Origin of the sequence: Caballeronia sp. GACF4 (genome assembly GCF_023631025.1) — a bacterium.
Lineage (GTDB): Bacteria > Pseudomonadota > Gammaproteobacteria > Burkholderiales > Burkholderiaceae > Caballeronia.
The window spans coordinates 437554-454566 of the sequence record NZ_JALQDW010000004.1 but is presented as its reverse complement, the minus strand read 5'-3'; the positions used below and the strand labels follow the sequence as shown (position 1 = coordinate 454566).

The window sequence follows — 17013 nt, the reverse complement described above, 5'->3', positions numbered from 1 at the left end:
AAAGCATCCGTACGATGACACAAACAAAGCTTACAAAACAATTTGTGCAAACGCTTGCGAGGGTTTATGCGTAAAGAATTCTTCCGATATTTCCTGAATTGTTTTTCTAAAGCCACGCTAAGAAGTGTCTAGCGTTCGTCGAAGCTCACGACTATGCGTTCGCTAACCGGATGACACTGGCACGTCAGCACGAAACCGTCATCGATCTCGTGTTGTTCGAGCGTGAAATTCCGGTCCATCTTTACCTCTCCCTCAAGCACCTTTGCGCGGCACGTGCAGCACACGCCGCCTTTGCACGCATAGGGCAGCGCCAAACCCGCTTTGAGTCCGATGTCGAGCACACTCACGCCTTCATAGGGCAAACGCAGTTTGCGCCGTTTTCCGTCGATGACGAGTTCAAGGTCGGCCGCAGGCGTGTTGTCGGTAATTTCGACGGCCGGAACGCCCGCTTGCGGCAAGGCTGTACCGAAACGCTCTACATGGATCCGTTTCTGTGCGATGCCCGAACTCTTGAGCGCGGCTTCAGCCGCATCCATCATCGGCCCAGGACCGCAAATGAAGGCTTCATCGATTTCTTGCGGAGGCAGCAGCGTTTGCAGGAACGCGCGGCACTTTGCTTCGTCCAGCACGCCGTTGAAGAGCTCGACATCCTGCAAGTCGTCCGAGAGCACGTGATAGAGCGAAAAGCGGCTCATATAACGGTTCTTGAGATCTTCGAGCTCTTCGGCAAACATGATCGCATCCACGCTGCGATTGCCGTACACAAGCGTGAAGCGGCTCGTGGGTTCCGTATCGAGCGTGGTCTTGACGATGGCGAGCACTGGCGTGATGCCCGAGCCACCTGAAAACGCCACGTAATGCTTGGCGTGGTCCGCATTCAGATGCGTAAAGAAACGGCCATCGGGCGTCATGACTTCGATCTCGTGGCCGGGCTTCAGCGTGTCGAATGCGAAGTTCGAAAAGCGCCCGCCGCGCACGCGCTTGATGCCGATACGCAATTCTCCATCGCGATCGTAATCCGTGACACCTACGCAGATGGAATAGGACCGGCGCGTCTCTTCGCCGTCGATATGCGTCTTCAAGGTCACGAACTGCCCTTGCGTGAAGCGGAACGCGTCGCGCAGCAGTGGCGGTACATCGAACGAGACGGTGACCGCGTCGGCCGTTTCAGGACGAACCTCGCGAATGCGCAGCGGATGGAATTGCGGAGTGGCCATGAGCGTCGAATCGATAAAAAAGAAACGGATCAGTACGGCTTGAAGTAATCGAACGGCTCGCGGCAATCGACGCATCGGTACAGCGCCTTGCACGCCGTCGAGCCGAATTGCGCGAGCTTTTCCGTATGCGTCGAACCGCAACGAGGACACGCGACCGTCTCCTGCTTCATAGGCTTATATGGCACGAAACGCAGCGGTTGCTCCTGATTCGGTGCAGCAGTTCCACGTTGCCCCGTCGGCGGCGCGATGCCATAACGTCGTAGCTTGTCGCGCGCTTCATCGGTGATCCAGTCGGTGGTCCATGCCGGCGCGAGCACCGTCTCAATGCGATGCGCCCCGAGCTTCGCGGTATGGATTGCATACGCGATGTCCTCGGCGATCTGCGACATGGCGGGACATCCCGAGTAAGTCGGCGTAATCACGACCTCGAGCACGCCGTCCGCGCCATGACGCACGTCGCGCAAGATGCCCAGTTCGCGTATGGATACGACGGGGATCTCCGGGTCCGGCACGGCTTCGAGCACGGACCATACGTGTTGCAAGACAGTATCGGCGTGCATGGTGTTCACCAGCTTGCGCCCGGGTGCTGACGTGCGAGGCTTTGCATCTCCGCGAGCAGATAACCCATATGCTCGGAGTGTTCGCCGAGTTTGCCTGTGCTGACATGCTTTACATCGGCGGGCGCGGTGAGTGTGGCTTCGTTTAAAGCGTCGTCCAGTTGTGCGCGCCATGCCGCTTCGAAATCGCTTGCAAGCGGCGCGATGCCTGCTTGTGCAACGGCGCGCTCGATTGCATCGATCGCAAAAAACTCGCGTGTGTAAGGCATCAAATAGTCGAGTGCAGCCTGTGCGCGTCGATGCGATTCCTCCGTGCCGTCGCCGAAGCGCACGAGCCAGTCGCGTGCATGATGCAAGTGGTAACGGACTTCCTTGATCGACTTCGCGGCAATGGCGGCAAGCTGCGCATCGGCCGATGCCTGCAAGGCCGTCCATAGTTCAGCCATCAACGCCGAATAGAGGAAGTTGCGCACGATGGTCACTGCATAATCGCGCTCGGTTCGCACCGTGCCCGCGAACGGTCCATAGTGCGGCAGCTCGGCAATCGTATAGTTGGCGAACTCACGCTCGCCACGAAAGTACGCGTAGTCGTCTTCGGTTTTCTGCGTGCCGGTCATCTCGGCTTCGAGCGTTGCCGCATGCGAATAAAGCAAGCGCGCCTGTCCGATGAGATCGAGACTCATGTTAGCGAGCGCGATGTCTTCTTCGAGCGCGGGACCGTGGCTGCACCATTCGGCGTTTCGCTGACCGAGGATCAACGCGTTGTCGGCGAGGCGCAGGACGTAAGCGAGATGTTCGCGCGTCGGAATGAGCGTCGTCATGTCCCGCCTTTACATGTGATTGATTTCGTCCGGCAGCACGAAGAACGTAGGATGCCGATATATCTTGTCGATCGCGGGTTCGAACAATTCGCCCTTGTCCGCCGGGGCCGATGCCGTGATAGCCGATGATGGCACCACCCAGATGCTCACGCCTTCCTGACGCCGCGTATAGACATCGCGCGCCATTCTCAACGCAGCGCCCGCGTCGGGCGCATGCAGGCTGCCGCAATGCTTGTGATCTAGACCCTGCTTGCTACGGACGAACACTTCCCAGATCGGCCATTCCTTGCTCATCGTCGTCTCCTTCATGCGGCCTGTTTCTGCTGATCCTGCGCTTTGCGCGCTTGTTTGTCGGCATAAGCGAGCGCCGCTTCGCGCACCCACGCGCCATCGTCATTCGCCTTTACGCGAGTCGCAAGCCGTTCCTTGTTGCACGGACCGTCACCATTGACCACTCGCCAGAATTCGTCCCAGTCAATCTCGCCGTAGTCATGCGCACCGCGCGCTTCGTTCCATTTGAGATCGGGATCGGGCAACGTTACGCCGAGAATCTTCGCTTGCTCGACGGTGGCATCGACGAACTTCTGCCGCAGGTCGTCGTTCGAAATTCGCTTGATGCCCCACGCGAACGACTGGCCGCTATGAATGGAATCCTTGTCGCTCGGTCCGAACATCATCAGCACGGGCCACCACCAGCGATTCACGGCTTGCTGCACGAGGTCTTTCTGCGCTTGCGTGCCTTTCATCATCGCGAGCAGGGCATCGAAGCCCTGCCGTTGGTGGAACGACTCTTCCTTGCAAATGCGGATCATCGCGCGCGCGTAAGGGCCGTAAGTACAGCGGCACAGCGGTATCTGATTCATGATCGCGGCGCCATCCACGAGCCAGCCGATCACGCCCACGTCGGCCCATGTAGGCGTCGGATAGTTGAAGATGCTCGAATATTTGGCCTTGCCTGCATGCAGCGCGTCGGTAAGTTGGTCGCGCGAGACGCCGAGCGTTTCAGCCGCGCTGTAGAGATACAAGCCGTGGCCGCCCTCGTCCTGCACCTTGGCGAGCAGGATCGCCTTGCGCTTCAGGCTAGGCGCACGACTGATCCAGTTGCCCTCGGGCTGCATGCCGATGATCTCCGAGTGCGCGTGCTGAGATATCTGCCGCACCAACGTCTTGCGATACGCCTCGGGCATCCAGTCTTGCGGTTCGATCTTGCCATCCGCCTGCATCACCGCATCGAAATGTTGCTGTTGCGACGAAGCCTCGGCTGTCGCGTCCGAAACCGCGGGCTGACCCGGAAGATCGAGGGATTGCGTGTACATGCGAGACTCCGCTCTATTTTGAGAAGCGATGCAGCGAGTATATCGATTAACCGACCGTCCGGTTGATTAATTTTAAGATTAACGTCTTGAACGCCGATAGGCTAGGTGAAACCCTAATTTTGTATGCCAGTGAGTGGTATTTTTAATTCAAGCGCATCCATGGATTGTTGCCATCCCTAGAAAGATCCTTCAACGGATCGATAGATGATCCGCGACTCAGCCCTCTCTACACTCCGTGCAAACGCTGTCCCGAAAGCTATTCGAAGAGCACGACCTATCCACCACGGAGCCGACATCCATGAAACCGTTCTTCTCTGCGATCGCCATCGCCGCTGCTTTTGCCGTCCCCGCCCTTTCTTACGCGCAAACAGATGCGCCGCTTACTCGCGCGCAGGTTCGCGCCGAACTCGCGCAACTAGAGAACGCCGGCTACAACCCGGTCGCAGCCGATCCTACCTATCCGTCGAATATTCAGGCAGCCGAAGCGCGTGTGAGCACGCAATCCGTTGCGCAAGCGTCAGCGCGGTCGAATGACTATGGTTCGGTCACGGCTGGGTCGTCGCAAGCTGGTCGCACGGCGAGCACTCAACCTCGCGCGTTCGGCACGTTTTTCGGGCAGTAAGCGCTGGGGTTGTCTGCGCTTGGCGTGTGCTTGTGTTGCTTGTGTTGCTTGGCGCGTCATTGGATGCAGAATGCAAAGCCAAGGCAAATGCACCCGGCCTATCCGTGCTGGCAATCTCATTTCGCGCTTCGCGACATTGCGACACGAGGACATTCATAGCGGCGGCGCCACTCGACCTGCCTTTTAGAAGAGCAATAACGAGCAGACGCCGAGCGCGCGCACAAACTCAGTTGGCCGGGATCGTCACGACCGGCGCTTTCGATGTGTCCGTCACTTCGGCTAGCGCCATCAGGTTCTGCACGACGGTAAATGCGTACTTCGAATCGAAGTCCCTTCTGTCGATCCAATAGTTCGTTTTGTCGTAGGGCACGCTGACATACGCATCCTGCGGCGGCTTCTCGCCCACTTGCACGATGATGGTCGGACGCGTCTCTCCGCCGATCAACCCGATGGTCGGCTTGGTTGCTCCCGTTCCCACCTGCTCGTCCGGCACCGTGATCTGCGCGCCGATATCGGTCAGGATCCCAAGCACGGAACGCGTGACCATCGGAATGCGATCATGATCCGCCGCCTGGCCGTAGACGAGTTCATACGTCTTCATCTTCGGGGACAACTTGAGCAGCTTGCGCACGAGCGTGAGATCGCCGACGGTCTGCTTGTTAGTGCCGCTGCGCGTTGCGCCGAGCGTGATGAACACGCCGCCATCCTTTCCATTACGTGATTCAATATTCAATTCGCCGGCCAGTTGCAGACGGCGCAGCGCTTGAATCAGCATGAAAAATTCAGGCGCGCCTGATCCATTCGGGCCGCCGAGCGCCGTGCCGTTCTGTAACCCGCCGATGGATTGCGCCGTGATGCGCAAGAGCAGATCGACCGGAATGCCGCTTTCGGCAAGCGGCATCACGAGCGCGGGTGCGAGCGGGCGGATGTATGCGCTCGCGTAGGCGTCGCCCGTGGTAGGGGTGAAGGTGAAAGTCGGATGGTTCGAATACGACACGCTTCCGGTGGCTGCCGCGTAGTTCGGCACGCTGCCAGAACCCGCATTGAGCGTGGCGCCAGCGGTGGTATCGAACGTGTAGGCGGCAATGATGCTGCTCACCGTGAGGAATGAAGGCGAATCTGCGAAGCGCAAACCGACGATTGCGGCAAGAATTTCGCGCTTCTTGGCATCGCCGAGTGCGCGTGAATAGTCGACCTGATCGGCTTTTAGACGGCTCGGGCCGATACCCGCGCAGCCTGCCGCCAGAAAAGATGCAGAGAGTACAGCTATCGATAGGGCTTTCCGTGTCATGGCTCTCAGGGGAATTGACGGGGAGGATCGTCGGCATGTCGCCGCGGAACATTCGGGCGGTTGTCGCAAAATTCATACCTTTGCCAACCGATTGCATGTTGAATGCGGTGAACCGGATGCCTGGAACCTGCGCCATCTTCGCGTCGCACGAACGTGGCTTTCCTTCGGAGCGTCTCATGTTGCTGTTAGGCGCGCCCTAACGATTTGCATTTTGCATGCGGTCGACCCAATGCGTAATGCCTCTCCGCTCTCGCCTTGCACGAAAGCGTCTCTCTTCGGGCGCCGTACATGTTGGTGCCTATTGCACCCGGCCGGCACACAAGCCGTCGCGAAAGCCGCGAGCGATCACTTGGAAGCGTCGTTGCCAAAACTTTGCGATGACACCGTTCCCGATGCCGCCGCGCCATGCGTCCCACCGCGGATATGCCGATTCGCGTCCGCATGCTGCGCGACCAACCGATCGAGATGGTCCTGCGCGAAGCGTGGACCATCGTCGCGTGCGAATGCCGGTGCACCGAGTGTTGCAGCGCATGCAAAACCGATCATGGCAAGAAACGTTTTCTTCATGATTCACCCCCGCAATAGTCGACGGCCCGATCACGCCCTATCGCATCGGCCGTGGATCAAGGATGGCACATTCATGTCGATCCGTCCGTGCGCAAGATGCATGGGTCCCCCTCGTATCCGCCAAAATACAGCCGCTCCATGCCCGCGCGCCGTTTTCGCGTATCCGATGCTTGCAGCTTGCCCCGCGATTTCCTATCCCTTACTCAAGGCGCTTTTGTCAGACCGCTGACAACGTATGAGAGCGTATCGAGACTTGGTAAGGAGACCCTTCATCATGAATCTCGCCATCTTTTTCGACGGCACCTGGAACGAACCCAACGATCGCACCAACGCATATCTGCTCTACAAGCTCGCACCCGAGACGGACGAGCAGGAAACGCTCTACGTTCAAGGCGTCGGGACACAAGGTAACGGGTTGTTCGCGCTGGCCAGCAAGTTCCTCGGCGGCGCGTTCGGCGACGGGTTATCGGAAAACATCAAGGCCGGTTATGCGTGGCTTTGCGAACGCTACAAACCGGGCGCATCGATCTTCATTCTCGGCTTCAGTCGCGGCGCCTATTCGGCGCGCAGTCTTGCCGGGCTGATCCGCAAATGCGGGCTCGCCACCGACACGGGACAAGATTCGATCGATCAGGCATACGGCATCTATCGTGATCAGAATGCGAGCGCCACGGATGACGCAGTCGTCGCGTATCGCAAGCAGTTCTCGCGCGATGTGGATATCGCATTCGTTGGCGTCTGGGATACGGTCGGCGAGCTGGGCATTCCAGTCGGCACATTGCCGGTGCCGGGATTTTCGAGCTACTACAAGTTCCACGATACGACGCTGTCCAACACGACGAAGGCCGCGTATCACGCGATCGCGGCCAACGAATATCGCTCGCTCTATGCGCCGACGTTGTGGACGCAAGGTTCCGAGGATCGTGGCAACTTGCCGCTCGAGCAGCGCTGGTTCATGGGCGCGCATGCCAATGTCGGCGGCGGCTACCTGAGTCCACCACGCACGCCCGAAGATCTGCTACCGCTGATTCCCGCCGAATGGCTGCGTGAGAAGGCGGCATCGCATGGCCTCGTGTTCGACAAGCCAATCGATATTCCGTTAGCCGCTTACGCGTGCGAACCAATCGATTCATACGCCGAGTTCATTAGCAAAAGCGCCGTGCTAAGGGATGTTTGCGCAAAGGCACCACGTGTTGCAGGTACGGCGCTCAACGAGACGATCGATCCAAGCCTTTCCAAGCGGCTCGATACGCCCGGTTTTCTGGACATCTATCCGCAACTCTGCGCACAGCTTCGCAGGCTGCCAGTTGGTCAATGAGCAAGCAGTCGATCGATCAGTAATCCGATCAATTGGCGATCCCAGCGTCAGGGCTGTCGCCTATTCGGTTTGATCGACGGGAGACCGTAATGAGCGTACCGTCCACACCGCAACTCCGCGCAGGCGAGCGCGAAGATATCGAGCCGAGCGATACGGAAGCCGGGCACGGCGATCCCGGGCCGCGCGCGGCCGAGAATCTTGCCAAATGCGAAGCACTCATCTCGCGCGCTGCCGCAACCGGTACGATCCTCGACAACGCCGACGTCGACGCCGTGCGTAACGCGCGCTGCGCCTTCGGTCGCGGCGTGTGGAACCGCGCTACCGCCAGTGCGTTTTATGGTGCGATGAGCCGTATCGCGGCAGCGTCGCATTATCCGGGCAGCAGCATCGTCGCCGATCTCGATCACTGCCGCGACATGGTCTCGTATGGCGCACAAAACGGCAAACCGCTCGATGAACACGATGTCGAAGCCATGTCGAGGGCACGCGCCGCCCAGCAAAATCGCACGTGGAACGCGGAAACGGAGAGCGCCTTCTATGCCGCGATGAGCCGTATCGCGCATGCGGTGACGCCTGTCGTCGCCGCGACTGCCGGCAACGAAGCACGCGAAGGCGCGCGTCGTGCAATCCGCATCTATACGCGCTCGGCGATTGCGCTCACCGTGCTGGTGGTGTCGTTGTCGTGCCTGCTCTTCGTGGGCAATCAGATTTCGAGCGATATCGCCAACGTCGTGAAGAGCAACGACGCGGCCGCGCTCACACTGCACAACCAGTTGCAGGCGCATGCGGTGGCTATCGCCGAGGCTGTCAAAAAGAAGGACGATGCCGCTCTCATCGCGCTGCAGAACTCGCAGCCCGCTCTGCAGATCAAGGAGGAACTGCAGAACTTCGCGACCAATAACCGGCAGCTTTTCGCGGACGTGTCCCGCATTAGTGCGTTGACCACCGGCCTTGGACTCGGCGTCATCCGCAGCCCTTATAAGCGGCCTTGCGACGATCAAGAGAGCGTGCTTAATTTTCAGAGCGCGTACCGCACTTCGCATTCGCGTCGATACACCGGCGGCAATGTAGACAGCGACTGGCAATGCAATCCGGACGTCGCCCGGAAGGTGCTCGAAATCACACTGCCGCTACTGGCCAAACCGCGCGCGCAGACCTGGGACGAGCATCCGCCGACCGATCTCGACGCTGTCGAGCAAGGGTTTCAGAAGATCGCCGTCTATCAGGACATCCGCGCGATGGCGCTGTATGCAAACGACATCATTCTTTCCATTGTGGGTGCTGTGACCGGCTTCTTGCTGCCCGTGCTGTATGCATGGCTCGGTGCGTGCGCCGCGATCTTGCGGCAGTTGAGCGCGGAGTCGTCTGCCAGCACGTTTCATCCCGAGCATTCGAAAGTGGCGAATCGCGCACATGTGACGAGCGCGATCATCGTCGGCATTTCCATTGGACTCTTCAGCAAGCTATTGGAGGGCGGCAAGGACGTATCGCCGCTTGCGCTGGCGTTCATTGCGGGGTACGCGTCGGACAAGTTCTTCTATTTCGTCGATCGCCTCGTCGGCGCGATGTTTCCCCCGCGCGACGCACCGCCGGCCCGGGGGCATGCTTCTGGAACGCTGTCTGGCGGTAAGACCAGAATTTCGGCTGGCAGCGCCGCGGCCCGGTCTGTCGAAGGTGGTGAATCGCCGCGAGGGCACGCGTGATTTTGCATGCTGCATGCCGCATTAAGAATGCAGCATGCAAATGCTCATCAGAACACCTGTGGTGGCGTTCCATCGGTCAAACCACGCGGCAGCGGTTCATCGAGCGCAAATTCCACGTTCGGATAATCCTGCAACCGCCCGCTCACTTCCGTCTCGCCTTCGCTGGTGAACAGTCCATCGAGATAATCGAACGACAGCTCTTCCACCAAAGCCTTGAGCGCCAGTTCCGGGCTGCGCTTGGGCTCCACTGAAATCTCGCCTACATCGAGACTCGCGCAATACTCGCCGTCTTTGGATTCGATCGCACCGATGTCGATAACCTTGCCGTCGACATTCTGTGCCAGTACGCGCTGTTCGACGGCGAAGAGGCGAAACAACTGTTCATCGAGTGATTCGTCTTTGGTGGTCATGTCCGTATCTCCGTTACCGGGCCCTTGAGCGAGACTCAATGCCGACGTTTGCATGCGAAATACCATTCGCAGCAAAGGCTGCGCCAGCAAGCCCGCAACCCGGCAATATGGCAACCCGGCAACCCGACATGAACCCGGCATCGACCACGTAAACGAAAAAACCGGACGCCGAAGCGCCCGGTTTTCTGCATGCAGCTTTGTACAACCCGCTCCGCAGCCCGAAAGCTTAGAAGCGGTGAATGATACCCACGCCTGCCGCGAACTGGCTGCGCGAGGTCGACGGAGCGCTCTGGAAGCCGTCGCCGATCGAAGCCGTGGCGTTGATCTGGCGATTCGTCGCGCCCGCAGCGGTGAACGTCGGCGTGCCGAGCGTGCGGCCGTTGGCGCGCTGGAATGCTTCCAGTGCATACAGACCCGTGCGCTTGGACAGCGAGTAGTACTGGCTCAGGTTGAACTGATGGTAGGACGCTGCATCGTCGATACCGTTCGCCTTGCTTGCCCACGTGTAGCTGTAGCCAGCGGCAAAGTCCCATGCCGCCGTTGCCTTCCAGTGCAGCACGGTGCCAGCCGTATTGAAGATCGCCGTGTCGGTGAACTTCGAGTTGATACCCGGGATGTACTGAACGTTCGTGTACGTCGCCGAAATATCCCACTGGCTGTTGAACGTGTAGCCGCCGCCAACCGCGAAGCGGTTCTGAGCTTGCGCGCCCTGATAACCGTTCGTGACTGCCGAGATGCCCGACTGGCCGCCCGTGTTGGTCGTCGAATCCGCGCCGTACACGCCGCCGCCAATCGTCGAGTTGTTGATACGCGTGAACGCGACCGTCGCGCCGATCGGGCCTTGCGCGTACTGCAAGGCGCCCGACCACGTCGATCCGCGATAGGCGCTATCCGGCGTGCCAGCCAACGAGTACGAGCCGCTTGCCGTGAAGCCGAAGAGTTTCGGCGACGTGTAGACGATCGAGTTGTTCGCGCGGTAGATCGTATCCAGTTCGTCCAGATCGCCCGGGTGCGCGCCGAAGTATCCGGTCAGCCAGTTCGTCGGGCTATACGGCGCCATCAGCGTGTAATACGACGTGTATTGGCGACCGAGAGTCAACGTACCGTAGGTGGGGTTCGTGAGACCGACCCAAGCCTGGCGACCGAACATCGCGTTGGCGTATTGCTGTCCGCCATTGTTGATGTTGAAGCCCGATTCCAACTGGAAGATTGCCTTATTGCCGCCGCCGAGATCTTCGGCGCCCTTCAGGCCGAAGCGGCTACCCGCCCAGATGCCCGATGCCAGCTTGACGTTCGAACGTCCGCCGCTGTTGGAGCCAAGTGCGCCCTGGCTGCTCTGGTAGACGATCGAGTCATCGACGATACCGTAAAGCGTCACGCTGCTTTGAGCGAACGCCGGAACTGCTGCGGCAAAGGCGGTGGCGGCGACGATGGCAGCCTTGGTCAAGCGGAAACCCTTCATTTCTTCTCCTGTGTGCGAATGGCAAATCTTCTGATCTTTAGTGAGCCGGTAACGGATGCCGCTTAACGCTGAACCGCCTTATAAATTCGTAACATTTCATCGCTGGCAAGTGTATGGCTTACGGATGCAATGCGAAAGAATCAGGCAGATTCGTGTCTTTTTTTTGCACTGTGTGGTTAACCAGTATTTTCTGGCGCGCAAATATTGGGCATCCGGTCATGAAACTGACCGGTAGCTGACAACTGCGGGACGGATATCGAGATGTGACGAGAGCGGGGAAAGGTTGTGACGAAGCCGGCGCGATCGCCTCAAAGCCCTACTGGATAAGGCTCGATGTGAAAATTTGATACGCGGAGAAGGGAAGCGTGCCCGAGGATTCGGCCTGGGCCGAAGACACGACTGAAAGGATTTGCACAGTGCCAGTCACGCGGCGCGACTGAGTTTGATCACGGCTTACGGCCCGACGAAAGCCGTTACGGTGCCGAAGGAAATATGTAAATCACTAATCGATTGTTGGGAAAGCCGCATGGATGGTCACCATGCGGTTCATGAGACTGCGCGCGGATGGCTCAGTCGTCGATTTTCGAGCGCAGTTCGCGCGCTGTTTCCAGCAAACCTTCATAGCCCGAACGCGCATGCGCAGGCAAATCCGGGTCGCCGACGAGCGTGCCGAGCGTCTCGATGATGCTGTAAAGAATGCCCTTTGCCGCGCCGGCCGCCATCCTGCCTGCCGCGACGGATTCATCGACGTGTGAAAGCGCCGCATCGAAATGCTCGACGCCAGGATGCGCTTCGCCAACCGCCGGGTCGGTTGCGCGCGGATCGTTCAGATTGCGCGGATCAGTCGGGTCGCCGTTCATGTGATGGTCCTCCAGACGAATGGCCTTCTTCTTGTATAGCGCCGTGGCGATGCCGCCGCAATCGGTGGCATCACGACGTCGGCAAGTCCATCACCGGCTGCATGAAATGGATGCGCTTGGCATCGCCATAACCGGCGCGGTGCGCCACGCCATGCTCGGTCAGCAAAGCGCGCAATTCGAGAATGACCGGAAACACTTCGTGGTTGTGATCCGCGCCCTGCCTGTCATGCGCTTCCTGCTCGCGCTCGACGATCCACCGGTCTTCCTTGAAGATGCGCTCGGTGAACCACACGAGCAACGGCCACGCGGCATCGAGCACGCCGGGAAGTTTCGGGCGGCGGATCGACAGCAAGCCGAAGGTGCGGTTGGTGCGCTGTTCGGCATCGAGCGGGACATAGGCGATCCACAGGTCCATTACCATCGTCTCGTCCTTCGTGTGGATCTTGAGCGTCTGGTACGGATACTCGGTGCGAATCGTCATCACGTCCTTGTGCGAATCGTCGGCCTTGGTGCCGCGTTTCTGGCCGAACACGAGCGCCTCCCCGATAGGCTGCTTGCCCGCCTCGCGCGCGAAGGTGTAATCGACTTCGATCCAGTCGTCGCCGCGACGTCGTCCGACCGAGCGCGCGCGCATGCTGCCCATTTGCCGCCGATGCAGAAACTGATGGTTCATATCCATCAGGTTTTCATGCATGAAGCTGTAATGGCACTTCACGGGCTTGCCGAAACGGCGTGTCTTGTAGGCTTTGTCGCTCGCCGAGACGAGGTTGGGAAACTTGGCGTCGTCGGCCTTGGCCGGGTCGCCGGTGAAGACGAAGATGAGCCCCGCTTCCTCGCGGCACGGATAGGAACGCACGCCGTTGGGCAAGCGTTCGCGGCCGAGATACGGAATGTCGGTGCAACGGCCGGTGCAGTCGTAAGTCCAGCCGTGATAGCAACAGCGGATGGATTCGCCATCCACGACACCCGCCGACAACGGCACTTGCCGATGCGCGCAGCGGTCCTCCAGCGCGAACACTTTGTCCGACTCACTGCGCACGAGCACGATGGGATCGCCCGCGAACTTCACGGCGTGCGTCTTGCCGCGTTTGACCTCGCGCGACCATGCAAGCGGATACCAGTGATCCGGATGAATATCGACGCGGCGCAGATCGCGCGGCGCTCTTGTTGTTGTATCGACCGAACCGGCTTCCTGTTCGCCCTGCGGCAACGCTGCGTGCATGTACGACGCCTCCGGAAAAGGAGATCGGATTGAGCGCCACGCATGATGCGCGGCGCGATGAACGACCTTTGGCAGTCTACACGGCGCGGCCCGATTCGGTGCGCGTGCAGCCTGCGTTTCGTCAATGTGGGCCATGTCAAGCCGGTTCGGTCAGTCTGACTCGCCGAGATGGGCGTGCAGATAATCGATCAGCGCGCGCGCCTTCGGCGGCAGAAAGCGATTGGGCGGATAAAGCAGCCACACCGGTCCCCGATACGCGCGCGCCTGTACCTCCCAATCGACCAGCACGGCTTGCACGCGGCCGCTCGCGAGCGCTTCGCGCGCCGCGAACTCCGGCAGAGTCGCAATGCCCATGCCGTTCTCAGCCGCGTCGAGCCGCGCGCCCGCGTGATTGGCAATGTACCGGCCGTGCACCGCGACCGTCGCCGTCTCACCGCCGCGCGCAAACCGCCAGCGATGATCGTCCACGGTCTCGCCGAGCGGAATGCAATCATGACGCGCAAGATCACGCGGATGCGCGGGCTCGCCGCGCGTCTGAAGATAACGAGGCGCCGCGCACAGCAGCCATCGCACGCGGCCGATGCGCCGTGCCGCGAGACCTTGCGGCGGATCGTCGGTGGCGCGAATGACGAGATCGACGTCGCTCGCGAGCGGATCGATGTCGTGATCGCTGAACACGAGCTGCAAATCCACTTCGGGATAAGCCGCGAGAAAGCCCGGCACGAGCGGATGAATCACCGACTTCGCATATGCCGTGGGCGCCGATAGCGAGACCTTGCCCTGTGGCTTTCCGGATAGTTGCCCGGCGGCATCCACCGCGCCGGTCGCGGCCGTCGCCATGTCGCGGCAATGCCGATACACCTGATATCCCGATTCCGTCACGCGCACCTTGCGCGTCGAACGTTCGAGCAGGCGCGTGGCGAGCGCGTCTTCGAGCCGCTTGATTTGCCGGCTCACCGTCGATGGCGTGCTGCCCAATTGCCGCGCCGCGATCGAGAAGTTGCCGGCATCGACCACGCGTGCGAATACCGCCATGTCCGGCAGCAAGTCGAAAAGATCCGAAGGGTTCATTTGTGCATCCGCGACAATTAATCTGTGCGTCCAGACCCGATTATCGCGATGAACGCATCATTCGACAATGACGGCTCGCTGCTGGGCACTGCCAGTCAGCACTTACCGGAGACGTCGCATGACCCTCGCATCGCCTGTTCGCCGCCTGCTTCCTGTCTCCGATTTGCTGCTTTTCGTGGTGGCGATGGTTTGGGGAAGCAGCTATGGCGTCGTCAAAAACGCGCTCGTGTTTTATCCGGTGCTGGCGCTCATCGCGTTGCGGTTCGGCATTACCTTCGTGCTGTTGAGCGTGAACCTGCGCCACTTGCGCCGTGTCGACCTGAAAACGCTCATGGGTGTGCTGACTTGCGGCCTCTTGCTGCTCGCCATCTTCCTCGCGGAGACCTTTGGCGTGATGCTCACGCGCGCCGCGAACGCCGCGTTTCTCATCAGTCTGTGCGTGGTGATGACGCCGCTCGTCGAATGGGCGATGCTGCGTCGCAAACCCGGCGCGACCGAGTGGCTCGCGGTCGCGGTGTCGCTCGGCGGTGCGTGGTTGCTAGCTGGCGATGGCGCGTTCAGCTTCAATCCCGGCGATGCGCTAATTCTGGTCGCCGCCGTGCTGCGCGCGCTCTCGGTGTGCGTGACCAAGCGCGTGATGCGCGCCTCGCCGCTTCCGGCGCTCACCGTGACGGCGGTGCAGGCGGGCGTCGTCGCGAGCGGCAGTGCGTTGCTGGCGTTCTTCTTCGTGCCGTCGCAATGGCAGCCCTTGCCGTCGTTCGCGGGACACGGCGCGTTCTGGGGCTCGGTGATGTATCTCGTGATCGCGTGCACGCTCTTCGCGTTCTTCGCGCAAAACTATGCGATTGGCCGCAGCAGTCCGACGCGCGTATCGCTTTTGATGGGCAGCGAACCCGCGTTCGGCGCGCTCTTCGCAAGCGTCTGGCTGGGCGAGCATGTATCGGCGACGGGATGGATCGGCGGCGGCCTGATCGTCCTCGCCTCGTTGATGGCGACAGTGCCCTGGCGCGGATGGTTCGCGGCGCGGTCGGGCCTCGCAAACCGATCGACCTGATCTAACCGCGCCGAAACACCAGACTGAAGTTGTTCGCCGGCATCGGCACGACTTCCTCGAGCGCAAAGCCCACCGATCTACCCAACGCCTCCACCGCCTCCAGATTGCGCACGCCCCAGCGCGGATCGCGTGCGCGCAACTCCGTGTCGAACGCTTCGTTGCTCGGAGCGGTATGCGCGCCATTGCGCCGATACGGCCCATACAGGTAAAGTACGCCCCCCGCCGGAATATGCCGCGACGCGCCGCGAAACAGTGCCTCGGCGGCCTCCCACGGCACGATGTGGATCATGTTGATGCACACGACCGCCGCGATTCCCGCGTCCTCGCCGATGCGCCAGTCGTCCTCACGCACATCGAGCGCGAGCGCCGCGTTCAGGTTCGCGAGGCACGCATGCTCGCGCCACGCGTCGATGGATGCGCGCGCGGCGGCATCCGCATCGCTTGGCTGCCACACGATGCCGGGTAAAGCCGCCGCGCAATGCACGGCATGCTGACCGGTGCCGCTCGCGATCTCCAGCACGACGCCAGCGGACGGCAGCACGCGCGTCAAGACCGATAGAATCGCACCGCGATTGCGTTCGGCGGCGGGAGCGCGGCGGCGCACGCGGGCATCGTCATCGGGGGAAGTGGTCGTCATTGAAGAGCGCGGTTGAGTTTGGATTCGTTGAGCGTCAGGGCTTCGGTGGCACACGCTTAAAGAGTTGGCGCGATTCCTGCTGCCCGCCCCGTCGCACGAGCGTTGCCAAGCCCGCCGCGCGCCGGAGTTATGAAGCGCGCACGCAACCCCGTGTATGCTCCCGGAAGATTTCCGCGCGGCGCTCAAGCTTACCCGATGAGCAGCCGGTTGCCCGCAGCGCGATTCAGATAACGCGAAACCATGGAGCTGACCATGCCGCACGACCCAACCAGGGATACGCCTTCGGGCAACGCCCCGCAGCACGCTTCGCCGGCAAATGGCCCCGCCGACGGCCCGGACGACGAAATGATCGCCTTCGCGACCGAAGTCTTCGAAGTCGCGCGCAAAGGCGACGCCGCCATGCTCGACGCGCTGCTTGCCAAGGGCCTGCCGCCGAACCTGCGCAACGACAAGGGCGACAGCCTCGTCATGCTCGCGAGCTATCACGGCCACGCCGATGCCGTGCGCGTGCTGCTGCAACACAAGGCCGACCCGAACCTGCGCAACGATAACGGCCAGTCGCCAATCGCGGGCGCGGCCTTCAAGGGCTACAAGCCTGTAATCGAGACGCTGCTCGAACATGGCGCCGATGTCGAAGGCGCATCGCCTGACGGACGCACGGCGTTGATGATCGCGGCCATGTTCAATCGCGTGGAGATCGTCGAATATCTGATCGCGCGTGGAGCCAATCCGGATGCGCGCGACAAGGGCGGTTTCTCCGCACGCGACGCCGCCGAAAAAATGGGCGCGCCGGACACCGCCGCGCGTCTTGCGCAGGCGGCGAGCACGCACACACGCCCGTCCGATGTGTGACGGCGCGCATGACACGCCCTTGGCACGGCCCGC

The 17013-nt window shown here is 60.8% G+C and carries 17 protein-coding genes and 1 pseudogene; 5 read left to right on the top strand and 13 right to left on the bottom strand.

The features are described from left to right. Positions 1 to 128: 128 nt before the first annotated feature. The 5 genes and pseudogenes from paaE to paaA form a co-directional block, all read right to left on the bottom strand. Positions 129 to 1217, bottom strand: a complete 1089-nt coding sequence (gene paaE / locus NCR40_RS05980; RefSeq protein ID WP_250464608.1) for a 1,2-phenylacetyl-CoA epoxidase subunit PaaE — start codon at positions 1215 to 1217, stop codon at positions 129 to 131. Positions 1218 to 1246: 29 nt separating this feature from the next. Continuing rightward, a pseudogene (gene paaD / locus NCR40_RS05975) lies at positions 1247 to 1747 on the bottom strand (1,2-phenylacetyl-CoA epoxidase subunit PaaD); the annotation flags it as partial. 35 nt (positions 1748 to 1782) lie between these two features. Further along, positions 1783 to 2595: a 1,2-phenylacetyl-CoA epoxidase subunit PaaC gene (paaC, locus tag NCR40_RS05970; protein WP_250508969.1), complete on the bottom strand. Its 813-nt coding sequence runs from the start codon at positions 2593 to 2595 to the stop codon at positions 1783 to 1785. Between the two features lie 9 nt (positions 2596 to 2604). After that, positions 2605 to 2889: a 1,2-phenylacetyl-CoA epoxidase subunit PaaB gene (gene paaB, locus NCR40_RS05965; RefSeq protein ID WP_250508968.1), complete on the bottom strand. Its 285-nt coding sequence runs from the start codon at positions 2887 to 2889 to the stop codon at positions 2605 to 2607. 11 nt (positions 2890 to 2900) lie between these two features. Further along, entirely contained in the window at positions 2901 to 3911 is a 1011-nt protein-coding gene (paaA, locus tag NCR40_RS05960) for a 1,2-phenylacetyl-CoA epoxidase subunit PaaA (RefSeq protein WP_250508967.1), read from the bottom strand. A 298-nt stretch (positions 3912 to 4209) separates the two neighbouring features. Here paaA and NCR40_RS05955 point away from each other — a divergent pair, with 298 nt between their 5' ends. After that, positions 4210 to 4533 carry a DUF4148 domain-containing protein gene (locus tag NCR40_RS05955; RefSeq protein WP_250508966.1) on the top strand — a complete coding sequence of 108 codons (324 nt, stop codon included), beginning with the start codon at positions 4210 to 4212 and terminating at the stop codon, positions 4531 to 4533. 226 nt (positions 4534 to 4759) lie between these two features. Here NCR40_RS05955 and NCR40_RS05950 read toward each other — a convergent pair whose 3' ends face one another. Then, positions 4760 to 5824, bottom strand: a complete 1065-nt coding sequence (locus NCR40_RS05950) for a hypothetical protein (RefSeq protein WP_250464599.1) — start codon at positions 5822 to 5824, stop codon at positions 4760 to 4762. Positions 5825 to 6169: 345 nt separating this feature from the next. Continuing rightward, positions 6170 to 6391, bottom strand: a complete 222-nt coding sequence (locus NCR40_RS05945) for a hypothetical protein (protein ID WP_250492432.1) — start codon at positions 6389 to 6391, stop codon at positions 6170 to 6172. Between the two features lie 274 nt (positions 6392 to 6665). Here NCR40_RS05945 and NCR40_RS05940 point away from each other — a divergent pair, with 274 nt between their 5' ends. Next, the gene (locus NCR40_RS05940) at positions 6666 to 7709 is read left to right on the top strand and encodes a T6SS phospholipase effector Tle1-like catalytic domain-containing protein (protein WP_250508965.1); all 1044 of its coding nucleotides are present in this window, start codon (positions 6666 to 6668) and stop codon (positions 7707 to 7709) included. An 89-nt stretch (positions 7710 to 7798) separates the two neighbouring features. Continuing rightward, a complete protein-coding gene (locus NCR40_RS05935) occupies positions 7799 to 9412 on the top strand; it encodes a hypothetical protein (RefSeq protein ID WP_250508964.1) in 1614 nt (537 codons plus the stop codon). 47 nt (positions 9413 to 9459) lie between these two features. Here the strand turns inward: NCR40_RS05935 and NCR40_RS05930 are convergent, their stop codons facing one another. From NCR40_RS05930 to NCR40_RS05910, 5 genes are all read right to left on the bottom strand, one after another. Next, a complete protein-coding gene (locus NCR40_RS05930; protein WP_250464590.1) occupies positions 9460 to 9822 on the bottom strand; it encodes a hypothetical protein in 363 nt (120 codons plus the stop codon). 226 nt (positions 9823 to 10048) lie between these two features. Beyond that, positions 10049 to 11284: a porin gene (locus NCR40_RS05925; RefSeq protein ID WP_244827828.1), complete on the bottom strand. Its 1236-nt coding sequence runs from the start codon at positions 11282 to 11284 to the stop codon at positions 10049 to 10051. Between the two features lie 569 nt (positions 11285 to 11853). Next, entirely contained in the window at positions 11854 to 12144 is a 291-nt protein-coding gene (locus NCR40_RS05920) for a hypothetical protein (protein ID WP_244827827.1), read from the bottom strand. Positions 12145 to 12214: 70 nt separating this feature from the next. After that, the gene (locus NCR40_RS05915) at positions 12215 to 13366 is read right to left on the bottom strand and encodes a Rieske 2Fe-2S domain-containing protein (protein ID WP_244827826.1); all 1152 of its coding nucleotides are present in this window, start codon (positions 13364 to 13366) and stop codon (positions 12215 to 12217) included. A 150-nt stretch (positions 13367 to 13516) separates the two neighbouring features. Next, positions 13517 to 14437: a LysR family transcriptional regulator gene (locus NCR40_RS05910; protein WP_250508963.1), complete on the bottom strand. Its 921-nt coding sequence runs from the start codon at positions 14435 to 14437 to the stop codon at positions 13517 to 13519. A 118-nt stretch (positions 14438 to 14555) separates the two neighbouring features. Here NCR40_RS05910 and NCR40_RS05905 point away from each other — a divergent pair, with 118 nt between their 5' ends. Then, complete coding sequence (locus NCR40_RS05905) at positions 14556 to 15491, top strand: DMT family transporter (RefSeq protein WP_250508962.1); 936 nt, start codon at positions 14556 to 14558, stop codon at positions 15489 to 15491. A 1-nt stretch (position 15492) separates the two neighbouring features. Here the strand turns inward: NCR40_RS05905 and NCR40_RS05900 are convergent, their stop codons facing one another. After that, positions 15493 to 16128, bottom strand: a complete 636-nt coding sequence (locus tag NCR40_RS05900; protein ID WP_250508961.1) for a DUF938 domain-containing protein — start codon at positions 16126 to 16128, stop codon at positions 15493 to 15495. A gap of 345 nt (positions 16129 to 16473) precedes the next feature. Here NCR40_RS05900 and NCR40_RS05895 point away from each other — a divergent pair, with 345 nt between their 5' ends. Continuing rightward, the gene (locus tag NCR40_RS05895) at positions 16474 to 16980 is read left to right on the top strand and encodes an ankyrin repeat domain-containing protein (protein ID WP_250509003.1); all 507 of its coding nucleotides are present in this window, start codon (positions 16474 to 16476) and stop codon (positions 16978 to 16980) included. Positions 16981 to 17013: the final 33 nt, after the last annotated feature.